Annotated in this window: 16 protein-coding genes; 12 read left to right on the plus strand and 4 right to left on the minus strand. The window is 70.0% G+C overall.

Going from position 1 to position 19,496, the window contains the following annotated elements; translation table 11 throughout:
• Positions 1 to 86 precede the first annotated feature (86 nt).
• The 5 genes from QTI51_RS16895 to QTI51_RS16915 all read left to right on the plus strand — a co-directional run bounded on the left by QTI51_RS16895 (position 87) and on the right by QTI51_RS16915 (position 7,225).
• On the plus strand, positions 87 to 1,475 hold the full coding sequence (locus QTI51_RS16895; RefSeq protein ID WP_207786677.1) for an NAD(P)-dependent oxidoreductase: 1,389 nt from the start codon (positions 87 to 89) through the stop codon (positions 1,473 to 1,475).
• 80 nt (positions 1,476 to 1,555) lie between these two features.
• Positions 1,556 to 2,854, plus strand: a complete 1,299-nt coding sequence (gene preA, locus QTI51_RS16900) for an NAD-dependent dihydropyrimidine dehydrogenase subunit PreA (RefSeq protein WP_116909209.1) — start codon at positions 1,556 to 1,558, stop codon at positions 2,852 to 2,854.
• A 71-nt stretch (positions 2,855 to 2,925) separates the two neighbouring features.
• The gene (locus tag QTI51_RS16905; protein ID WP_116909210.1) at positions 2,926 to 4,434 is read left to right on the plus strand and encodes an NCS1 family nucleobase:cation symporter-1; all 1,509 of its coding nucleotides are present in this window, start codon (positions 2,926 to 2,928) and stop codon (positions 4,432 to 4,434) included.
• Positions 4,435 to 4,461: 27 nt separating this feature from the next.
• Entirely contained in the window at positions 4,462 to 5,916 is a 1,455-nt protein-coding gene (gene hydA / locus QTI51_RS16910; RefSeq protein ID WP_116909211.1) for a dihydropyrimidinase, read from the plus strand.
• Between the two features lie 52 nt (positions 5,917 to 5,968).
• Positions 5,969 to 7,225 (plus strand): Zn-dependent hydrolase, encoded by a 1,257-nt coding sequence (locus QTI51_RS16915; RefSeq protein ID WP_286516129.1) that lies wholly within the window; start codon positions 5,969 to 5,971, stop codon positions 7,223 to 7,225.
• Between the two features lie 52 nt (positions 7,226 to 7,277).
• Here the strand turns inward: QTI51_RS16915 and QTI51_RS16920 are convergent, their stop codons facing one another.
• Positions 7,278 to 8,495 (minus strand): acyl-CoA dehydrogenase family protein, encoded by a 1,218-nt coding sequence (locus QTI51_RS16920; RefSeq protein ID WP_286516128.1) that lies wholly within the window; start codon positions 8,493 to 8,495, stop codon positions 7,278 to 7,280.
• Between the two features lie 195 nt (positions 8,496 to 8,690).
• Here QTI51_RS16920 and QTI51_RS16925 point away from each other — a divergent pair, with 195 nt between their 5' ends.
• The 7 genes from QTI51_RS16925 to QTI51_RS16955 all read left to right on the plus strand — a co-directional run bounded on the left by QTI51_RS16925 (position 8,691) and on the right by QTI51_RS16955 (position 16,910).
• A complete protein-coding gene (locus QTI51_RS16925; protein WP_116909214.1) occupies positions 8,691 to 9,407 on the plus strand; it encodes a sugar dehydrogenase complex small subunit in 717 nt (238 codons plus the stop codon).
• 58 nt (positions 9,408 to 9,465) lie between these two features.
• A complete protein-coding gene (locus QTI51_RS16930; RefSeq protein ID WP_116909215.1) occupies positions 9,466 to 11,118 on the plus strand; it encodes a GMC family oxidoreductase in 1,653 nt (550 codons plus the stop codon).
• 76 nt (positions 11,119 to 11,194) lie between these two features.
• Positions 11,195 to 12,652, plus strand: a complete 1,458-nt coding sequence (locus tag QTI51_RS16935) for a c-type cytochrome (RefSeq protein WP_503011525.1) — start codon at positions 11,195 to 11,197, stop codon at positions 12,650 to 12,652.
• 59 nt (positions 12,653 to 12,711) lie between these two features.
• Positions 12,712 to 14,964: a YccS family putative transporter gene (yccS, locus tag QTI51_RS16940; protein WP_116909625.1), complete on the plus strand. Its 2,253-nt coding sequence runs from the start codon at positions 12,712 to 12,714 to the stop codon at positions 14,962 to 14,964.
• 125 nt (positions 14,965 to 15,089) lie between these two features.
• Positions 15,090 to 15,473 (plus strand): hypothetical protein, encoded by a 384-nt coding sequence (locus tag QTI51_RS16945; RefSeq protein WP_116909217.1) that lies wholly within the window; start codon positions 15,090 to 15,092, stop codon positions 15,471 to 15,473.
• A 177-nt stretch (positions 15,474 to 15,650) separates the two neighbouring features.
• Entirely contained in the window at positions 15,651 to 16,349 is a 699-nt protein-coding gene (locus QTI51_RS16950) for a Bax inhibitor-1/YccA family protein (protein ID WP_116909218.1), read from the plus strand.
• 21 nt (positions 16,350 to 16,370) lie between these two features.
• Positions 16,371 to 16,910, plus strand: a complete 540-nt coding sequence (locus tag QTI51_RS16955) for an Rrf2 family transcriptional regulator (protein WP_116909219.1) — start codon at positions 16,371 to 16,373, stop codon at positions 16,908 to 16,910.
• Between the two features lie 211 nt (positions 16,911 to 17,121).
• Here QTI51_RS16955 and QTI51_RS16960 read toward each other — a convergent pair whose 3' ends face one another.
• Genes QTI51_RS16960 through QTI51_RS16970 form a run of 3 tightly spaced genes read right to left on the minus strand, consistent with a single transcriptional unit; the run spans position 17,122 to position 19,405 of the window.
• Positions 17,122 to 17,490 (minus strand): DUF3325 domain-containing protein, encoded by a 369-nt coding sequence (locus tag QTI51_RS16960; protein WP_116909220.1) that lies wholly within the window; start codon positions 17,488 to 17,490, stop codon positions 17,122 to 17,124.
• Complete coding sequence (locus tag QTI51_RS16965) at positions 17,487 to 19,103, minus strand: PepSY-associated TM helix domain-containing protein (protein WP_116909221.1); 1,617 nt, start codon at positions 19,101 to 19,103, stop codon at positions 17,487 to 17,489. Before QTI51_RS16965 ends, QTI51_RS16960 begins: the two co-directional genes overlap by 4 nt.
• Positions 19,103 to 19,405, minus strand: a complete 303-nt coding sequence (locus QTI51_RS16970) for a DUF3649 domain-containing protein (RefSeq protein ID WP_286516126.1) — start codon at positions 19,403 to 19,405, stop codon at positions 19,103 to 19,105. The genes QTI51_RS16965 and QTI51_RS16970 overlap by 1 nt, the downstream gene beginning before the upstream one ends.
• Positions 19,406 to 19,496 lie beyond the last annotated feature (91 nt).

A 19,496-nucleotide genomic window follows, 5' to 3' on the forward strand; every position in this document is an offset into this window, starting at 1 on the left:
ATTCGACCACTTGGTCAAACTTCACGAGGGCTCGCTCCCCCGTGTCGCAAACAGATTCCCACCACGATCCTGGAGCCTGAACGCCCATGAGCAGCACGATGAACCCCGTCGCGCCCACCGCGCACATCGCCTCCGATGTGCGCGCCGGTCGCCTGGACCCCGCCCAGTACGCGAAGAACTTCTGCGACGCCCACCCACCGCTGAACGTGGTGCAGGCCAACATCGAGGCCGAGCGCTGCTACTACTGCTACGACGCGCCCTGCCAGACGGCCTGCCCCACGGGCATCGACATTCCCACCTTCATCCGCCGCATCGCCGACGGCAACCTGCGCGGCGCGGCGCGCACCATCCTCGAGGAGAACCCGCTGGGCGGCATGTGCGCGCGCGTCTGCCCGACCGAGGTGCTGTGCGAGCAGGCCTGCGTGCGCAACACCAACGAGAGCAAGCCGGTGGAAATCGGGCTGCTGCAGCGCCACGCGACCGATGCCTTCTTCGACGCGCCCGGCGCCCCGCTGTTCGTGCGCGGCGCCGACACCGGCAAGCGCGTGGCCGTGGTAGGCGCGGGCCCGGCCGGCCTGGCCTGCGCGCACCGGCTCGCGGTGCTGGGCCACCAGGTGACGCTGTTCGACGCGCGCCCCAAGCTCGGCGGCCTGAACGAGTACGGGCTGGCCAGCTACAAGACGGTGGACGGCTTCGCGCAGCGCGAGATCGAGTGGCTGCTGTCGGTCGGCGGCATCGAGGTGCGCAACAACCAGGCGCTGGGCCGCGAGCTGCACCTGGACACGCTCGCTGCCGGGTACGACGCGGTGTTTCTCGGGCTGGGCCTGGCCGGCGTGAACACGCTGGGGCTGGGCGAGCAGGCCGGCGTGCGCGACGCGGTCGACTTCATCGCCGAGCTGCGCCAGGCCGCGTCGCCGGCCGACGTGGCCATCGGCCGCCACGTGGTGGTGATCGGCGGCGGCATGACGGCGGTCGATGCCGCGGTGCAGTCGCGCAAGCTCGGCGCGGAAGACGTGAGCATCGTGTACCGGCGCGGCGAGCAGAGCATGGGCGCCTCGCCCGACGAGCAGAGCTGGGCCAAGGAGAACGGCGTGCGCATCGTGCACTGGGCCGCGCCCAAGGCCCTGCGCGCCAAGGGCGGCGTGCTGCGCGGCATCGACTTCGCGCGCACCGCGCTGGTCGACGGCCGGCTGGTCGAAACCGGCGAGAGCCTGGCGCTGCAGGCCGACATGGTGCTGTGCGCCATCGGCCAGAGCTTCGTGGCCACGGTGCTGGAAGACGGCGGCGTGCAGCTGCAGGGCGGGCGCATCAGCACCGACGCCGAATGCCGCAGCTCGCGGCCCAAGGTGTGGGCCGGCGGCGACGCGCGCTTCGGCGGGCGCGACCTGACGGTGGAGGCGGTGGAAGACGGCAAGCAGGCCGCGCTGTCCATCGACCGGCACCTGCGGGACGTGCAGCACCTGCGGGCCGCTTGAAGCGCCGGCGTATCCGTCCCTCTCCCCTCTCCTTCCTACATCCCATCCGTTCGCGCACCGCCGCGACAGGAGCAATTCACATGGCAGACCTGAGCACCGATTTCGTGGGCATCCGCAGCCCCAACCCCTTCTGGCTCGCCTCCGCGCCACCGACCGACAAGGAGGTCAACGTGGTGCGCGCCTTCGAGGCCGGCTGGGGCGGCGTGGTGTGGAAGACCGTGGGCGAAGACCCGAACGTGGTCAACGTGCACGGCCCGCGCTATGCGGTGTCGTACGCGGCCGACCGCCGCGTGACGGGCTTCAACAACATCGAGCTGATTTCCGACCGCCCGCTGCGCACCAACCTCGAGGAGATGACGCGCGTGAAGCGCAACTGGCCCGACCGCGCGCTGGTCGCGTCGGTGATGGTGCCGTGCACCGAGGCATCGTGGAAGAACATCCTGCCGATGGTGGAAGACACCGGCTGCGACGGCCTGGAGCTGAACTTCGGCTGCCCGCACGGCATGAGCGAGCGCGGCATGGGCGCGGCCGTGGGCCAGGTGCCCGAGTACATCCAGATGGTGGCCGAGTGGTGCAAGCACTACTCGAAGCTGCCGCTCATCGTGAAGCTCACGCCCAACGTGGCCGACATCCGCCCCGCCGCGCGCGCCGCGAAAAAGGGCGGCGCCGACGCGGTGAGCCTCATCAACACCATCAACTCCATCATGGGCGTGGACCTGGACGCCATGGCCATGTTCCCCAACACCGGCGGCATGGGCTCGCACGGCGGCTACTGCGGCCCCGGCGCCAAGCCGATCGCGCTGCACATGGTGGCCGAGATCGCGCGCGACCCGTCGACGGCGGGCCTGCCCATCTCGGGCATCGGCGGCGTCTCGACCTGGCGCGACGCGGCGGAGTTCATCGCGCTGGGCAGCGGCTCGGTGCAGGTGTGCACGGCCGCCATGGTGTACGGCTTCAAGATCGTGCAGGACCTGTGCGACGGCCTCTCCAACTTCATGGACCAGAAGGGCTACGCCAGCCTCGCGCAGCTGCAGGGCCGCGCCATCGGCAGCATCACCGACTGGAAGCAGCTCAACCTCAACCACGTCGACAAGGCCGTGATCCACCAGGACGCCTGCATCCAGTGCGGGCGCTGCCACGTGGTGTGCGAAGACACCTCGCACCAGGCCATCAGCGCCACGAAGGACGGCATGCGCTACTTCGAGGTGAAGGAGGAAGAGTGCGTGGGCTGCAACCTGTGCGTGTCCATCTGCCCGGTGCCCGGTGCGCTGTCGATGCGCACGCTGAAGCCCGGCGAGATGGACGCGCGCACCGGCCACCCGGTGCTCGGCCAGTACGCCAACTGGACCACGCACCCGAACAACCCGATGAGAGCTTGATCCAGCCCGGCGCAGACCGGGTCCGCGGCAGGAGGGGAACAACAACACAGCCCACGCAGGAGACAACCCACATGACGAACCCATCGCAGCCCGGCGGCGGCCCCGCCGCCAACCTCTGGAACGAAGACCTCGCCCCCACCACGCTGGCGCAGCGAACGTGGCGCTGGTACCACTTCGCGGCCCTGTGGGTCGGCATGGTGATGTGCATTCCCGCCTACACGCTGGCGGCCAGCCTGATCGAGGGCGGCATGTCGTGGCGCCAGGCGGTGCTCACGGTGTTCCTGGGCAACGCGATCGTGCTGGTGCCGATGCTGCTCATCGGCCACGCGGGCGCCAAGTACGGCATTCCGTACGCGGTGATGGCGCGCGCCTCCTTCGGCACGCGCGGCGCGCGGCTGCCCGCGTTGCTGCGCGCCATCGTGGCGTGCGGCTGGTACGGCATCCAGACCTGGTTCGGCGGCGAGATGATCTACACGCTGGTCGGCGTGCTCATGGGCCAGCCGCTGGGCGGGGACAAGCTGCCGGTGCTGGGCATCAACGGCGCGCAGCTGGTGTGCTTCCTGATCTTCTGGGCGATCCAGCTGTACTTCGTGGTGCACGGCATCGAGTCGATCCGCCGGCTCGAAACCTACACCGCGCCGCTGAAGATCCTGGTGTGCGTGGCGCTGCTCTACTGGGCAGTGCAGCGCGCGGGCGGCCTGGGTCCCATCTTCGAGCAGCCCTCGCAGTTCGAGCCCGGGGGCAAGAAGGCGGGGCTCTTCTGGGCGGTGTTCTGGCCTTCGCTCACGGCCATGGTGGGCTTCTGGGCCACGCTGGCGCTGAACATCCCGGACTTCACGCGCTTCTCGCGTTCGCAGCGCGACCAGGTGGTGGGCCAGGTCATCGGCCTGCCCGCGCCCATGGGCCTGCTCGCGATGATGGCGGTGATGGTCACCTCGGCCACGGTGGTCATCTATGGAAAGGCGCTGTGGGACCCGGTGGACCTGGCCAGCCGCATGACCGGCGCGGCCGTGCTGATCGCGCTGCTCATCCTGCTGATCGACACGGTGAGCGTGAACCTGGCGGCCAACCTGGTGGGGCCGGCCTACGACTTCTCGGCGCTCAACCCCGAGAAGATCTCGTACCGCAAGGGCGGCTACATCACCGCCGGCATCGCCATCGTGATGATGCCGTGGAAGGTGCTGGAGACCACGCAGGGCTACATCTTCACCTGGCTCATCGGCTACTCGGCGCTGCTGGGGCCGGTGGCGGGCATCCTGATTGCCGACTACTACTTCGTGCGCCGCAAGGAGCTCGACGTCGATGCGCTGTACCGCGGCAGCGGCCCCTACAGCTACCGCAACGGCTGGAACATGGCCGCGGTGGCGGCCTTCGTGGTGGGCGTGCTGCCCAACATTCCGGGCTTCCTGAACGCGGCCTTTCCGCAGGCCGTGCCTTCCACGCCGGAGCTCTTCAAGACCATCTACACCTACGCATGGTTCGTGGGCGTGGTGCTGTCGGCCGTGGTGTACCTGGGGCTGATGAAGGCGCGCGCGCCGCGGCACCAGGGCCTGGCCGCGCCGCTAAAGAACCCCAGCTGAACCCAACCGAAAAAAGGAACTCACGCCATGACCGTACTCATTCGCGGTGGCACGGTGGTCAACGCCGATGCCGAACACCGGGCCGACGTGCTCTGCGAGGGCGACGCCATCGTGCAGGTCGGCCTCGACCTGCAGGCGCCCGCCGGCGCGCAGGTGATCGACGCGGGCGGCGCCTACGTGGTGCCCGGCGGCATCGATCCGCACACCCACATGCAGCTGCCCTTCATGGGCACGGTGGCGGCCGACGACTTCTTCAGCGGCACTGCGGCGGGCCTGGCGGGCGGCACCACCAGCATCATCGACTTCGTGATTCCCGACCCGCAGCAGCCGCTGATGGACGCCTTTCGCATGTGGCGCGGCTGGGCCGAGAAGTCGGCCGGCGACTACAGCTTTCACGTGGCCGTGACGTGGTGGAACGACAGCGTGCACCGCGACATGGGCACGCTGGTGCACGAGCACGGCGTGAACAGCTTCAAGCACTTCATGGCCTACAAGAACGCGATCATGGCCGACGACGAGATCCTGGTGAAGAGCTTCCAGCGCTCGCTGGAGCTGGGCGCCATGCCCACCGTGCATGCGGAAAACGGCGAGCTGGTGGCCATGCTGCAGCAGCAGCTGCTGGCCCAGGGCATTCACGGGCCCGAAGGGCATCCGCTGTCGCGCCCGCCGATGGTGGAGGCCGAGGCGGCCAACCGCGCCATCGCCATCGCGGAGGTGCTGGGCGTGCCCATCTACGTGGTGCACGTGTCGTGCGGCGAGGCGCTGGAGGCCATCACCCGGGCCCGCGCGCGCGGGCAGCGCGTGTACGGCGAGGTGCTGGCCGGCCACCTGGTGGTGGACGAGAGCGCCTACCGCGACCCCGACTTCGCGCGCGCCGCCGCCCACGTGATGAGCCCGCCCTTTCGCTCGCGCGAGAACCAGGCCATGCTGTGGCGCGGCCTGCAGGGCGGCAACCTGCACACCACCGCCACCGACCACTGCACCTTCTGCGCCGGGCAGAAGGCCATGGGCCGCGACGACTTCACGAAGATTCCCAACGGCTGCGGCGGCGTGGAAGAGCGCATGGCCGTGCTGTGGGACGCGGGCGTGAACACCGGGCGGCTCACGCCCTCGGAGTTCGTGCGCGTCACCTCGACCAACGCGGCGCAGCTCTTCAACCTGTACCCGCGCAAGGGCGTGGTGCAGGCCGGCGCCGATGCCGACCTGGTGGTGTGGGACCCGAAGGCCACCCGCACCCTGTCGGTGAAAACGCAGCACTCCAAGAGCGACTTCAACATCTTCGAGGGCCGCCAGGTCACCGGCGTGCCGAGGCACACCGTGAGCGCCGGCCGCTGGGTGTACCGCGACGGCGACCTGCGCGCCGAGGCCGGCACCGGCCGCTACCTGAAGCGCCCGGCCTTCGCGCCCATGTTCACCGCGATGGAACGCCAGCGGCAGCAGCACGCGCCCAGCGCCGTGGCGCGCGACGCCGCGAACGCATGACGCCTGATGCCTGATGCCTGACCCCGCAATGCCACGAATGAAGGAGCTACAGATGAATGCAGTCATGGACACGCAGGCGCTCGCCATCAACGGCGAGCGCCTGTGGAACGCGCTGATGGAACTCGCGCGCATCGGCGCCACGCCCAAGGGCGGCGTGAAGCGCCTGGCGCTCACCGACCTCGACAAGCAGGGCCGCGACCTGGTGGTGGCGTGGGGCAAGGAGGCGGGCCTGTCGATCACGGTCGACAAGATCGGCAACGTCTTCATGCGCCGCGAAGGCACCAACCCGGCGCTGCCGCCCGTGGTGTCGGGCAGCCACATCGACACCCAGCCCACCGGCGGCAAGTTCGACGGCAACTACGGCGTGCTGGCCGCGCTGGAGGTGGTGCGCACGCTGAACGACCAGGGCATTCGCACCGAAGCGCCCATCGAGGTCGCCTTCTGGACCAACGAGGAGGGCTCGCGCTTCGTGCCGGTGATGATGGGCTCGGGCGTGTTCTGCGGCGCCTTCAGCCTGGAGCACGCCTATGCCGCGACCGACACCGAAGGCAAGACGGTGCGCGACGAGCTGGCGCGCATCGGCTACGTGGGCACGCAGAGGCCGGGGGACCACCCCATCGGCGCGTACTTCGAGGCGCACATCGAGCAGGGGCCGGTGCTGGAAGACGCGGGCAAGGTCATCGGCGTGGTGCCGGCAGTGCTGGGGCTCTCGTGGTACGACTGCGTGGTGACCGGCATGGAGGCGCACGCGGGCCCCACGCCCATGCACCTGCGCCGCGACGCGCTGCAGGTGGCCACGCGCATCATGCAGGAGGTGGTGGCCATCGCGCACAGCCACCCGCCCTACGGGCGCGGCACGGTCGGCATGGTGCAGGTGCACCCGAACAGCCGCAACGTGATCCCGGGGCAGGTGAAGTTCTCCATCGACCTGCGCAACGTGAACGACGAGCTGCTCGACCGCATGCACGGCGAGATGCTGGCCTTCATCGAGCGCACGCGGCGCGAAACGGGGCTGGGCGTGAGCATCGAACGGGTGTCGTACATACCGCCCTGCCCGTTCCACCCCGACTGCGTGGACGCGGTGCGCCGCGCCACCGAGCGGCTCGGCTACTCGACCATGGACGTGGTGTCGGGCGCGGGCCACGACGCGATCTATGCGGCGCGGCTCGCGCCGGCCGGCATGATCTTCGTGCCGTGCAAGGACGGCATCAGCCACAACGAGATCGAAGACGCGCAGCCCGATCACCTCACGGCCGGCTGCAACGTGCTGCTGCACGCGATGCTCGAACGCGCGAAGCGGGTGGGCTGAGGCAGCCCGGCCCTGAAAAGGCCCGAGAGGCCCGAGAACCCCGGGAGGGTGCTTACCGGTACGCCGCCAGCTCCTGCTTGGCGATGGCGTTGCGGTGCACCTCGTCGGGGCCGTCGGCCACGCGCAGGTGGCGTTCGTAGGCGTAGAAGTGCGTGAGCAGCGTGTCCTGGCTCAGGCCCATGGCGCCGAAGGCCTGCATGGCCCAGTCGATCACCTTCACGCAGTTGTTGGGCGTGAGCACCTTGATCATCGCGATCTCCTTCGCGGCGACCTTGTTGCCCACGGTGTCCATGCGGTAGGCGGCGTTGAGCACCATCCAGCGCGACTGCTCGATGAGCATGCGCGACTCGGCAATGCGCTCGCGCCACACGCCCTGCTCCGACAGCGGCTTGTGGAAGGCGGTGCGCGACACCAGCCGCTGGCACATCATTTCCAGCGCCGACTCGGCCATGCCGATGGCGCGCATGCAGTGGTGGATGCGGCCCGGGCCGAGGCGGCCCTGCGCAATCTCGAAGCCGCGGCCCTCGCCCAGCAGGATGTTTTCCACCGGCACGCGCACGTTGTCGAACACGATCTCGGGGTGGCCGAAGGGCGGGTCGTACATGCCCAGCAACTGCATGTCGCGCACGATGGTCACGCCGGGCGTGTTCTTCGGCACCAGCACCATCGACTGCTGCTTGTGGCGGTCGGCGTTGTCGGGGTCGGTCTTGCCCATGAGCACGAAGATTTCGCAGCGCTCGTGCATGGCGCCGGTGATGTACCACTTGCGCCCGTTGATCACGTACTCGTCACCCTCGCGGCGGATGCTGCAGCGGATGTTGGTGGCGTCGCTGGAGGCCACCTCGGGCTCGGTCATGGCGAACGACGAGCGGATTTCGCCGGCCAGCAGCGGCGTGAGCCAGCGCGCCTGCTGCGCCTTGGTGCCGTAGCGCGCGAGCACTTCCATGTTGCCGGTGTCGGGCGCGGAGCAGTTGAAGATCTCTGCGCACCAGTAGCGCCGGCCCATGATCTCGCACAGCGGCGCGTACTCGACGTTGGTGAGGCCGGGGCCGTGCTCGGCCTCGGGCAGGAACAGGTTCCACAGGCCGCGCTCGCGTGCCTTGGCCTTCAGGCCGGCCATCATCGGCAGCTCGGCGTAGGGGCGTCCTGCGCGGGCGTTGGCGGCCAGCTCTTCCTCGCGGCGCTTTTCGTTCGGGTAGACGTACTCGTCCATGAACTTCAGCAGCTCGTCGCGCAGCGCGATCACCTTGGGCGTGAATTCGAAATGCATGTGTCTCGTCCTTCTTCGTTCAGTGTGCGGTGACGATACGTGGCGCCGCGCCGCGCGTCGGTCGTTCGCGCGACACATGCGGCCTGCGTAGTCCCGCGTAGGACAGCGCCGCCCAATCCCGCACCCTCGTGCTCGGGTACGCACGCGGCCTCACACTGCCGGGTTGCAAGCAGGGAAGCGCACAGGAGGAAACCCATGTCCGACGACACCCACGACACCCACGACCACCTTCCCCTGAAGAAACACGCTTCAGCTTCCCCCACCTGCGCACCCGCCTCCACCGGATCGCTCACGCGGCGCGAGGCCGTGCTGGCCGCCGCGGCGGTGGCCGCGCAGGCGGCGCTGTTCGGCTGGCCGGGCACGGGCGGTGCGCAAACGGCACCGGCGGCTGCAGCGGCTGCAGCGGCTGCAAACGCTGCAACGGCCGCGACCACCGGCACCGTCGACGGCGAAGCCATCGCACGCTTCCTCGCGTTCTCCAAGGCCATCACCGGCCACGACGACATCGACGCCACCACGGCGGCGCGCATCCGCGAGGCGATGCTGCAGGGCGACGCCGCCTTCGCGCAGCAGGCCGCCTCGCTCGCGGGCCTGGTGCAGCCCGGCATCGCGCCCGACGCGCTGCTGGGCGCGGCCACCAGCGCAGGCCTGCGCGAGGCGGCGCTGGCCGTGGTCACGGCCTGGTACACGGGCACCGTGGTCGCAGGCCAGAAGACCACCGTGGTCGCCTACGAGCAGGCGCTGATGTACCGCCCCGTGGCCGACGCGCTCACGGTGCCCACCTACTGCAACGAAGGCCCGATGTGGTGGACGGCGGCGCCGCCCGAGGTCGGCGTGCGCACGCCGCAAGAGGCGGCACAAGATGCGGCGCACCGCTCGCCCACGCCCCCGCCGGTGATGCGCAGCCAGTAGGCACGTTCTTCTCTTTCACCTTCCTTCAACGGCACACACAACACACCCACACTTCCCGATGAAGAAAGCAGCATTCGATTCAGATGGCAACGCGACGGCCGACGTGGTCGTCGTCGGCTCCGGCGTGGTCGGCGCGATGATCGCCGACCAGCTCGCAGGCCAGGGCCACGCCGTGCTCATGCTCGAGGCCGGCCCGCGCATCCAGCGCGCGCAGGCGGTGGAGAACTGGCGCAACATGCCCTTCGCCAACCGCGTGGGCTCCGACTTCCAGGGGCTGTTCCCGCAGTCGCCGCTGGCGCCCGCGCCGCTGTACTTTCCGCCCAACGACTACGTCGGCCTCTCGGGGCCCGACGGCAAGGGCTTCCAGCAGGGCTACCTGCGCGTGGTGGGCGGCACCACCTGGCACTGGGCCGCGTCGAGCTGGCGCCACCTGCCGGTGGACCTGCGCATGAAGTCGACCTACGGCGTGGGCCGCGACTGGCCCATCGGCTACGACGAGCTGGAGCCCTTCTACTGCCGCGCCGAGGAACAGATGGGCGTGGCCGGGCCGAACGACCCGGCGCAGCAGTCGCCCTCCGAGCGCAGCAAGCCCTACCCGATGGACATGGTGCCGTGGAGCTACGGCGACAAGCGCTTCGCCGAGGTGGTGAACGCGCACGGCTACCGCTCGGTGCCGATTCCGCAGGGCCGCAGCACGCGTCCCTGGAACGGGCGGCCGACCTGCTGCGGCAACAACAACTGCCAGCCGATCTGCCCCATCGGTGCGATGTACAACGGCATTCACCACGTGCAGACCGCCGAAGCCAAGGGCACCACGCTGCTGCCCGAGGCGGTGGCCTACCGCATCGACACCGACGCGAACAACCGCATCACCGCCGTGCACTGGTACGACAAGGACAGGAAGTCGCACAAGGCCACCGGCCGCCAGTTCGTGATTGCCTGCAACAGCCTGGAAACGCCGCGCCTGCTGCTGCTGGCCGCGAACGACCGCAACCCCAAGGGCATTGCCAACAGCTCCGACCAGGTGGGGCGCAACATGATGGACCACTCGGGCTTTCACTGCACCTTCCTGGCCAACGAGCCGCTGTGGATCGGCCGCGGGCCGGCGCAGAGCAGTTGCCTGGTGGGCCCGCGCGACGGTGCGTTCCGCAGCGAGTACTCGTCGAACAAGATGATCCTGAACAACATCACGCGCGTGGGGCCGGCCACGCAGCAGGCGCTGAAGCTGGGGCTGGTGGGCAAGGCGCTGGACGAGGAGATTCGACGCCGCGCGGCCTTCGGCGTGGACCTGTCGATCAGCCTGGAGCCGCTGCCCGACCCGAACAACCGGCTCACGCTGAGCGCCACGCGCAAGGACCCGCTGGGCCTGGCCTGCCCGGAGATCCACTACGACGTGGGCGACTACGTGCGCAAGGGCGCGTCGGCGGCGCACAAGCAGCTGGAGCACATCGGCAGCCTGTTCGGCGCGACGGAGTTCAACATCACGACGGCGCTGAACGCCAACAACCACATCATGGGCGGCACCATCATGGGCGCCGACCGAAAAGACTCGGTGGTCGACGGCGACTGCCGCGCGCACGACCACGACAACCTGTGGCTGCCCGGCGGCGGGCCCATTCCCTCGGCCAGCGTGGTCAACAGCACGCTCACCATGGCGGCGCTGGGGCTGAAGTCGGCCGACGCGATCGGCCGCGCACTGGCGAAGGGCTGAGCGCATGACGACCCTTCGTGAGCGCATGAACGCCCCGCGTGAACACATGCACGCCCTGCGTGAACACACAAGCGCCCTGCGTATTTGTGCGGCTGCCTTTCTGGTGCTCGGCGCAGCCGTCGGGCAAGGCGCCATGGCGCAACCAGCGCAAGACCCACCGCCGGCGGCGCTCGTCGAGAAAGGCCGCCAGCTCGCCATCGCGGCCGACTGCATGGCCTGCCACACCGCGCCCGCCTCGCTGGGCCTGCCGGGCGGCGGCAAGCCCTTCGCGGGCGGCTACGCCATCGAGTCGCCGCTGGGCAGCATCTACGCGACCAACATCACGCCCTCGAAGGTGGCCGGCATCGGTGAGTACACCGAGGCCGAGTTCGCGCGCGCGCTGCGCCAGGGCGCGCGCCGCGACGGCAGCCACCTGTACCCGGCCATGCCCTACACCTCGTACACGCAACTGAGCGACGAGGACACGGGCGCGCTGTATGCGTACTTCATGCACGGCGTGGCGCCGGTCGATGCCGATGCGGAAAAGACCACGCTGCCCTTCCCCTTCAGCCAGCGCTGGTCGATGGCGATCTGGAACCTGCTGTTCCTGGACAACCAGCGCTTCGTGCCCGACGCCACGAAAAGCGCCGAGTGGAACCGCGGCGCCTACCTGGCCGGCGCGCTGGGCCACTGCAGCGCCTGCCACACGCCGCGCAACGCGCTGATGGCCGAGCGCGGCGGCCAGGCGCTGGCGGGCGGCGCGGTCGGGCCCTGGTATGCGCCCAACATCACGTCGGACCCGGTGAGCGGCATCGGCGCCTGGAGCGAACAGGAACTGGTGCAGTACCTGCGCACCGGCCGCGTCGAGGGCAAGGCCCAGGCCGCGGGCGGCATGGCCGAAGCCGTGCAGAACAGCCTGCAGCACCTGCCCGAGGCCGACCTGCGCGCGATGGCGGTGTACCTGAAGGGCACGCCGCCGATCCGCGATGCGCCTGCCAAGGCGGGCGGCGACGAAAAACCGGCGCATGCGTGGGGCGCGGCATCGAGCACCGAGGCCACGCTGCGCGGCAGCCAGCCGTTCAACAGCGTGGCGCGGCTCACGAGCGGCGAGCAGCTCTACAACGGCTACTGCGCGAGCTGCCACCAGTCGAACGGCGCGGGCAGCCGCAACCAGGCGTACCCCAGCCTGTTCCACAACACGGCCACGGGGCTGTCGAACCCGGCGAACCTGGTGGCGGCCATCCTCTACGGGGTGGACCGGCAGGTGGGCGACACGCATGTGCTGATGCCGCGCTTCGACGCGCTGTCTTACGTCGACCCGCTGACCGACACGCAGATTGCCGACATCTCCAACTACGTGCTCGGGCGCTACGGCAACGCCGGCGCGCGCGTGAGCGTGGCGGACGTGGCGCTGGCGCGCGCCGGCGGACCGAGGCCGCTGCTGGCGCAGGTGCAGCCGTACATCCTGCCGGCGATGGGGGTGGGCGTGTTGCTGCTCGCGTGGCTGGCGTGGACCTGGGCGGCGCGGCGGCGGCGCGCGCGGCTGGCGGCCTGACGCGCGGGTCGCAGGTCGCGGGTCAGGCGGCCGTGGCATGCATCGTGCAAGATCGCGCCATGCCTCCCCTGTCTCCCGACGCGCTGCGCCAGCGGCTGCGGTCCTTCGCTTCACGCGCGCAACCCGTGCGCATTCTTCTCACGCTCGGCAGCCTCATGGCGCTGTGCGGCGCCACCGGCCATCCCGACGCGGTGATCCCGCTGTTCCTGGGCGCCATCGCCAGCGCGCTGGCCGAAACCGACGACAGCTGGCGCGGCCGGCTGCGCGCGCAGCTGGTCACGCTGGCCTGCTTCGGCGCCATCGCGTTCGCGGTGGAGGCCGCCTTCGGCCTGCCGGTGGTGTTCATCACCGGCTTGGCGCTCGCGGCCTTCGCGCTCACGATGCTGGGCGCGGTGGAGGCACGCTACAAGGCCATTGCGTACGCCACGCTCATCCTCGCGATGTACGCCACGCTGGGCACCGAAAACATGGTGGCGCACGGCGACAGCGCGGTGCGCGGGCGCGAGCCCCTGCTGCTGCTGGCGGGTGCCGCCTGGTACGGCGTGTTCTCGGTGCTGTGGTGCGCCGTGTTTCCGGCGCAGCCGGTGCAGGCGCGGCTGGTGTCGCTGTTCACGGTGCTGGGCAACTTCGTGCGCTTCAAGGCCTCGCTGTTCGAGCCGCTGCGGGGCATCGACATCGAGCGCAAGCGGCTCGCGCTCGCGCAGCTCAATGCCGAGGTGGTCACGGAGCTGAACGCGGCCAAGGAAAGCATCTTCCGGCGCATCGGCGCGCGCGCGCCGACCGGGCGGCTGTCGCGCTACCGCGGGCTGTACCTGATCGCGCAGGACGTGCACGAGCGCGCCAGCTCGTCGCACGACGACTACAACGCGCTGGCCGACGCCTTCTTCCACAGCGACCTGCTCTACCGCTGCCAGCGCGTGCTGGGCCTGCAGGGGCTGGCGTGCCAGCGGCTGGCCGACTCGATCGCGCGGCGCGAGCCCTTCGACAGCGGCACCGAGACCGTGCAGGCGCTGGCCGACCTGCGCAGCGCCATCGAGCATGAACGCGGGAAGGCGGCGCAGGCGCATGCACAGGCACAGACGCAGGCGGGCGCGCCCGAGCGCCTCGCGCTGCTGGCGTCGGTCGAGGCGCTGGCGCGCAACCTTGCGCTGCTCGACGGGCAGCTGGTGGGCGCCAGCCAGCCGTCGGCGCGCGCCGGCCGCACGGAAATGGGCCTGTTCGACCGCTCGCCGCGTTCGTGGCGCGACGCGGTGGAGCGCGTGCGGCGGCAGCTCACGCCGCGCTCGCCGCTGTTTCGCCACGCGCTGCGGCTGTCGATCGCGCTGGTGGTCGGCTACGGGGTTATGCAGGTCATTCACCCGGCGCAGGGCTACTGGATCCTGCTGACCACGCTGTTCGTGTGCCAGCAGAGCTATGGCGACACCATCGCGCGCATGGGGCAGCGCATCACCGGCACGGCCCTGGGCGTGGTGGCGGGCTGGGCGCTGCTGCAGCTGTTTCCGCAGCCGCTGGTGCAGTCGGTGATCGCGGTGGCCGCCGGCGTGGTGTTCTTCGCCACCCGCACCACGCGCTACCTGCTGGCCACCGCCTCGATGACGCTGCTGGTGCTGATGTGCTTCAACCAGGTGGGCGACAGCGGCGTGCTGCTGGTGCCGCGGCTGGTGGACACCGCCATCGGCAGCGTCATCGCCGGGCTGGCCGTGCTGCTGGTGCTGCCGCACTGGCAGGCGCGGCGCATCAACGAGCTGGCGGCCGCTGCGCTGCGCGGCCATGCGGGCTACCTGCGGCAGATCGTCGCGCAGTACCGCAGCGGCGCACGCGACCACCTCGACTACCGGCTGGCCCGGCGCAACGACCACAACGCCGACGCGGCGCTGTCCACGGCGGTGTCGGACATGTTCCGCGAGCCGGGCTATGTGCGGCCGCGCGCGGGCGTGGCGCTGCGCTTTCTCATCCGGTCGCACACGCTGCTGAGCTATCTCTCGGCGCTCGGCGCCCACCGCGCGGCATTGCCCGACTCGGCGCAGATGGCGGTGCTGCGCACGGCGGCCGAAGGCGCGATCTCGGCGCTGGAAGCACTGGCGGCGGGCCTGGAACAAGGCGAAGTGGCCGCGCCGGCGGATGCGGCGGGCGAAGTCAGCGCACGCGCCGCGCTCGTGCAGGCCATTGCCGACGGCGCGGGCAGCGACCCGCAGGCGCGAACTTTTCATACCGAACTCGGTCTGATATGGCTGCAGATCGACGCCTTGCGCACCCACGCGAGCGAGTGGCTGCAGCCTCCAGGCAGCGACACCCCGACCGCGCCGGCCTGAGCGAACATCCCTGCAAATCGGTCGATTGAAAAAAGGTTGAATTCGCGCGCCACGGAAATCCGGTTGCGCGCCGGGTAAAATTAACCCTTATGTCCCGCTGGTTTACCGCCACTGTCCTTGCCTTCATGCTGTCCTGCTACGGCTTTGCCGTGCTCGCGCACAGCATGCTCGGCGGCGGGCATGCGCAGGTCGAGCAGACGGCGTCTACCGCGTCTACCTCGAACCAGGCCGCCAAAGTGCTCGCAGGCAGCGTCGCGCTGGCGGACGCATCCGACAGCACGCACGCCAAGCTCGACACCGGCAACCCCGATGCCGACGCCGCATCGGACGATTCACTTTCCGTCGACGAAGCCGGCTCCGAACATGCCGAGCTGGTCGACGCACGCAACGGCGCGCCCGCGCTGCTGCGCTTCACCGAACAGCCGCCCAAGCTGGGCCTGACCACCACCGTCGCGCCGTTCCTCGCGCGGCCCAAGCGCCCACCCCGGGCCGCTTCCTTCGTCGCCTAGTCCCTAGAAGCCTTCGCGACCGGGAGCCGCCATGGCTCCCGCCCCCCGATCCGGGCCCTGCCGGCCATCCGGCCGCACCCGCATCCACACGACGACATCCCCCATTTCGGGCCGACTGCCATCTGAACGCGTCATTCCGTCCAGCCGGCGCCGGTCCACCTTCAAGGAATCATCACAATGAACAACAGCCCTACCGCCTTCAACCCCGCTTTCGAGGCGCCCATCGCCTCGGTGCAGGAACGCAACCGCGTGCTGCGCAACACCTACTGGCTGCTCGCGCTGTCGATGGTGCCCACCGTGCTGGGCGCCTGGATCGGCGTCTCGACCGGCTTCTCGCGCGCCATGTCGCCCGGCATCGGCCTGATGGTCTTCCTCGGCGGCGCCTTCGGCTTCATGTACGCCATCGAGAAAACCAAGGAATCGGCCGCCGGCGTTCCGGTGCTGCTGGCCTTCACCTTCTTCATGGGCCTGATGCTGTCGCGCCTGGTGGGCACCGTGCTCGGCCTGGCCAACGGCGCCAGCCTGGTGATGACGGCCTTTGCCGGCACCGGCGCGATCTTCTTCGGCATGGCCACGCTGTCGTCGGTCATCAAGCGCGACCTGTCGGCCATGGGCAAGTGGCTGTTCATCGGCGCCATCCTGCTGCTGGTGGCCGGCATTGCCAACTTCTTCATCCAGTCGAGCGCGCTGATGATGACGCTGTCGGTCGCGGCCATCGGCATCTTCTCGGCCTTCATCCTGCACGACCTGAAGCGCGTGAAGGACGGCCTGGAAACCAACTACATCTCCGCCACGCTGGGCGTGTACCTCAGCATCTACAACGTGTTCCAGTCGCTGCTGGCCCTGCTGGGCATCGCCGGCGGCCGCGACGAGTAATCCCCACAAAGGAATATTTCCATGCGCCTCACCACCAAGGGCCGCTTCGCGGTCACCGCGATGATCGACATCGCACTGCACGGCCGTTCGGGCCCCGTCACGCTGGCCTCGATCAGCCTGCGCCAGCGCGTGTCGCTGTCTTATCTGGAACTGTTGTTCGGCAAGCTGCGCCGCGCCGACCTGGTCGAGTCGACCCGCGGCCCGGGCGGCGGCTACTCGCTCAGCCGCAAGGCCACGGACATTTCGGTGGCCGACATCGTGCTGTCCATCGAAGAGCACGACACCGACGCCCGCCGGCGCGACGCCGCCGAGCCGGGCGACACCGGCCGCTGCCAGATCGACGACCTGTGGGCCACCGTGAACCTGCGTGCGGTCGAGTTCCTGAAATCGATCACGCTGCAAAGCCTGGTCGACGAGCAGAAGGCCAAGGGCGTGCAGGCCGCCACCCGGCCCGAGCCGCGCCGCGCCGCCCCCGGCGCGCCGGCACGCAAGCCCTTCATCGTGGACGCGCCGAACTCGGTGTTCGCACTGGGGCGGCGCCACCAGCAAGGCGCCAGCTGAGCTGAGCTCCCTGCCCCGCGGGCTTTGCCCCGGGGCCATCGGATCTGCCCCGCGGGCTACGCCCCGGGGCGCCGGACGCACCCTGCAACGGGGCTGCGTTTCTTCAGGTCCGGCGGCGTTCAGCGCGCCACGTCGAAGCTCGACGTCGCGGTGTGCCGCACTTCGGCGTACTGCTTTCCATCGACCGTGACCGCCCCGTTCACCCGGGCCGTCACTTCCAGCACATCGCCCCGGTGAATGCCAGCGCGAGCCCACCCAGCCCCGCGACAGAAGCGCAGACGGCAAGCCCCGCCAAGCCACGCGGTCGATACGCCAGCAGCAGCGCGACCAGCAACGCGCCGGCCGACAGAAAGCCAAGCCACGCGACAACGCCCACGCTCGCGCCCCATGCCGCCACGCAGGGCGCGATGGCGGCGGCCAGCAGCGCGACGCCGGCCACGCGCAGCATCCACCGCGCGCGCACCGGCACGTCGCGCTGGTTCGTCAGTTGTTCGTGGTGCCGGTCCATGGCGAAGCTGAGGCTGGCCATGCCCGCGAGCGCCAGCGCCAGGGCGATCAGCGATGCATGCGCAGTCGTCATGTCGCAGCCTTTCGCAGATGGCGCCAGCCCCCGGCGGCCGCGAGCCCGAAGGCCACCGCGCCCATTTCCACGCCGGCGCTTTCCCAGTCGCCGCGCAGCCACTGCGCCAGCAGGTGGTCGCCCGTGGTCAGCAGGTTGAGCACCGGCAGCAGCAGGCACAGCGCAGCCAGCGCCGCGAGCTGCTCGCGCCAGGCCCGCGCGGGCTGGCGAACGAAGGCGTGCAGCAACGCCACCGCCCACAGCGCGAAGAACACCTGCAGTTCGCGGTCGGCACGATGCGCCAGCCCCACCGGCAGCAGCCGGTTGGCCCACAGGTAGCCGACGCAGGCCAGGGCCAGCCCGGCGATGGCCGCGACGTTCAGCGCCTCCACCAGCCGATAGACCCGCGCCGTCGCGCCGCCGAATTCGCCCAGGTGCCTGTGCCGCCGCTTCACCATGAACAGCACCGCGCCGCTGCCCATCATGGCGGTGCCCGCGAGCCCGCACAAGAAGTACAGCCACTTCATGCCCCAGCCGCCGAAGCTCACCATGTGCAGCCCGCCCATGGCCGACTGCGCGAGCAGCACGGTGCCGCCATCGGCCTCGCCCGGCAGGCGCACGCGCTGCACCTCGCCGGTGGCGGCCGAGAACATGGCCATGCCGGTGGTGGCGCTGAGTCGGCGCAGCGACTCGTCCTCCCCGTTCCAGCCGTAGACGCCGATGCGCGCGCCCGCGTCGCCCGGGTGGTCGATGACCACGGCGCGCACCGGCTGGCCCATCAGCTGCTGGCCGCGCGCGGCGAAGGCCTCCAGCGCGGGCACGGGCATGGCGCGGCCGGTGCGCTCGGGCTTGCTGCCATCGCCCAGCTCCGACGCGAACCGCGCTTGCGCCGCGTTGCCCGCGCCGTAGTGCAGCAGCTTGCCGGCGGGCATGAAAGTGGTGCCCGAGATGACGAGGCCGGTGTAGGCGATCATGAATTGGAAAGGCAGCGTCAGCACCGCCACCGCGTTGTGCGCGTCGAGCCAGCTGCGCTGGCCCTTCTTCGGCCGGAAGGTGAAGAAGTCCTTGAAGATGCGCTTGTGCGTGATCACGCCCGACACCAGCGCCACCAGCATCGCCATCGCGGCGATGCCCACGATCCACAGGCCGACGGTGCCGGCGTGCAGCTCGTAGTGAAAGTCGACGAAGTGGTGGCCGCCCAGCGTGGCGCGCGCGGCCTGGCCGGGCTTCTGCGCCACCGGCCGGCCGTCGGCCGGATCGAGCTCCGCCGACGCGTACTGGTTGTCGGCGTTGAACCAGTACACCTTGAACTCGCCGCCGCCCTTCGCGTCGGAAGGCCACAGCTCCCACATGCGCGCGGTGGGGTGGTGCTCGGCCATGTAGGCCATGCCCCAGGCTAGGCGCTGCGCGCGGTCGGCCGTGGGCGCGTTCGCCGACGCCGAAGCCGAAGCCGATTGCGCGGCGGCTTCCTCGGCATGGTGCTCGGGTGTCATCCAGTGCGTGATCGGCTCGTCGAACACCGCCAGCGTGCCGGTGAGAAACACTGCGAACAGCAGCCACGAAAACCACAGGCCGCACCAGGTGTGCAGCCAGGCCTGCGCCTGGCGAAAGCCGCCTTCCGTCCTGGCCGCCATCAGGCGCCCGACCCGCGCAGTGCCCCACGCAGCACCCATCCCAGGCCGCCGAGCACCAGGGCCGGCAGCAGCAACCCCAGCCACACGCGCAGCAGCGGCACGGGCGAGAACGCCCAGATCACCGCCGCAGCGTAGGCCACGAAGCTCCATTGCATGCCCCCGACCACCGCCTCGGCGCGCCCGGCCGGCAGTACGGCCGCAAGAAAAACGGCCACGGACGCGGCCAGCGCATAGCCGCCGAGCACGGCGGCCGCGATGCGGAACAGGCGAAGCAGGCCCGGGGACAAGGAGGAGGAGTTCATCGTGCGCAAAAAAATGGGGCGCAAGAAAACGCGCCCCCTTCCCTGCATGACAAACGAGATCGCAAAAAGGGTCAGCCCGGGCGCCATAAAG

The organism is Variovorax sp. J22G73, assembly GCF_030317035.1.
Classification (GTDB): Bacteria; Pseudomonadota; Gammaproteobacteria; order Burkholderiales; family Burkholderiaceae_C; genus Variovorax.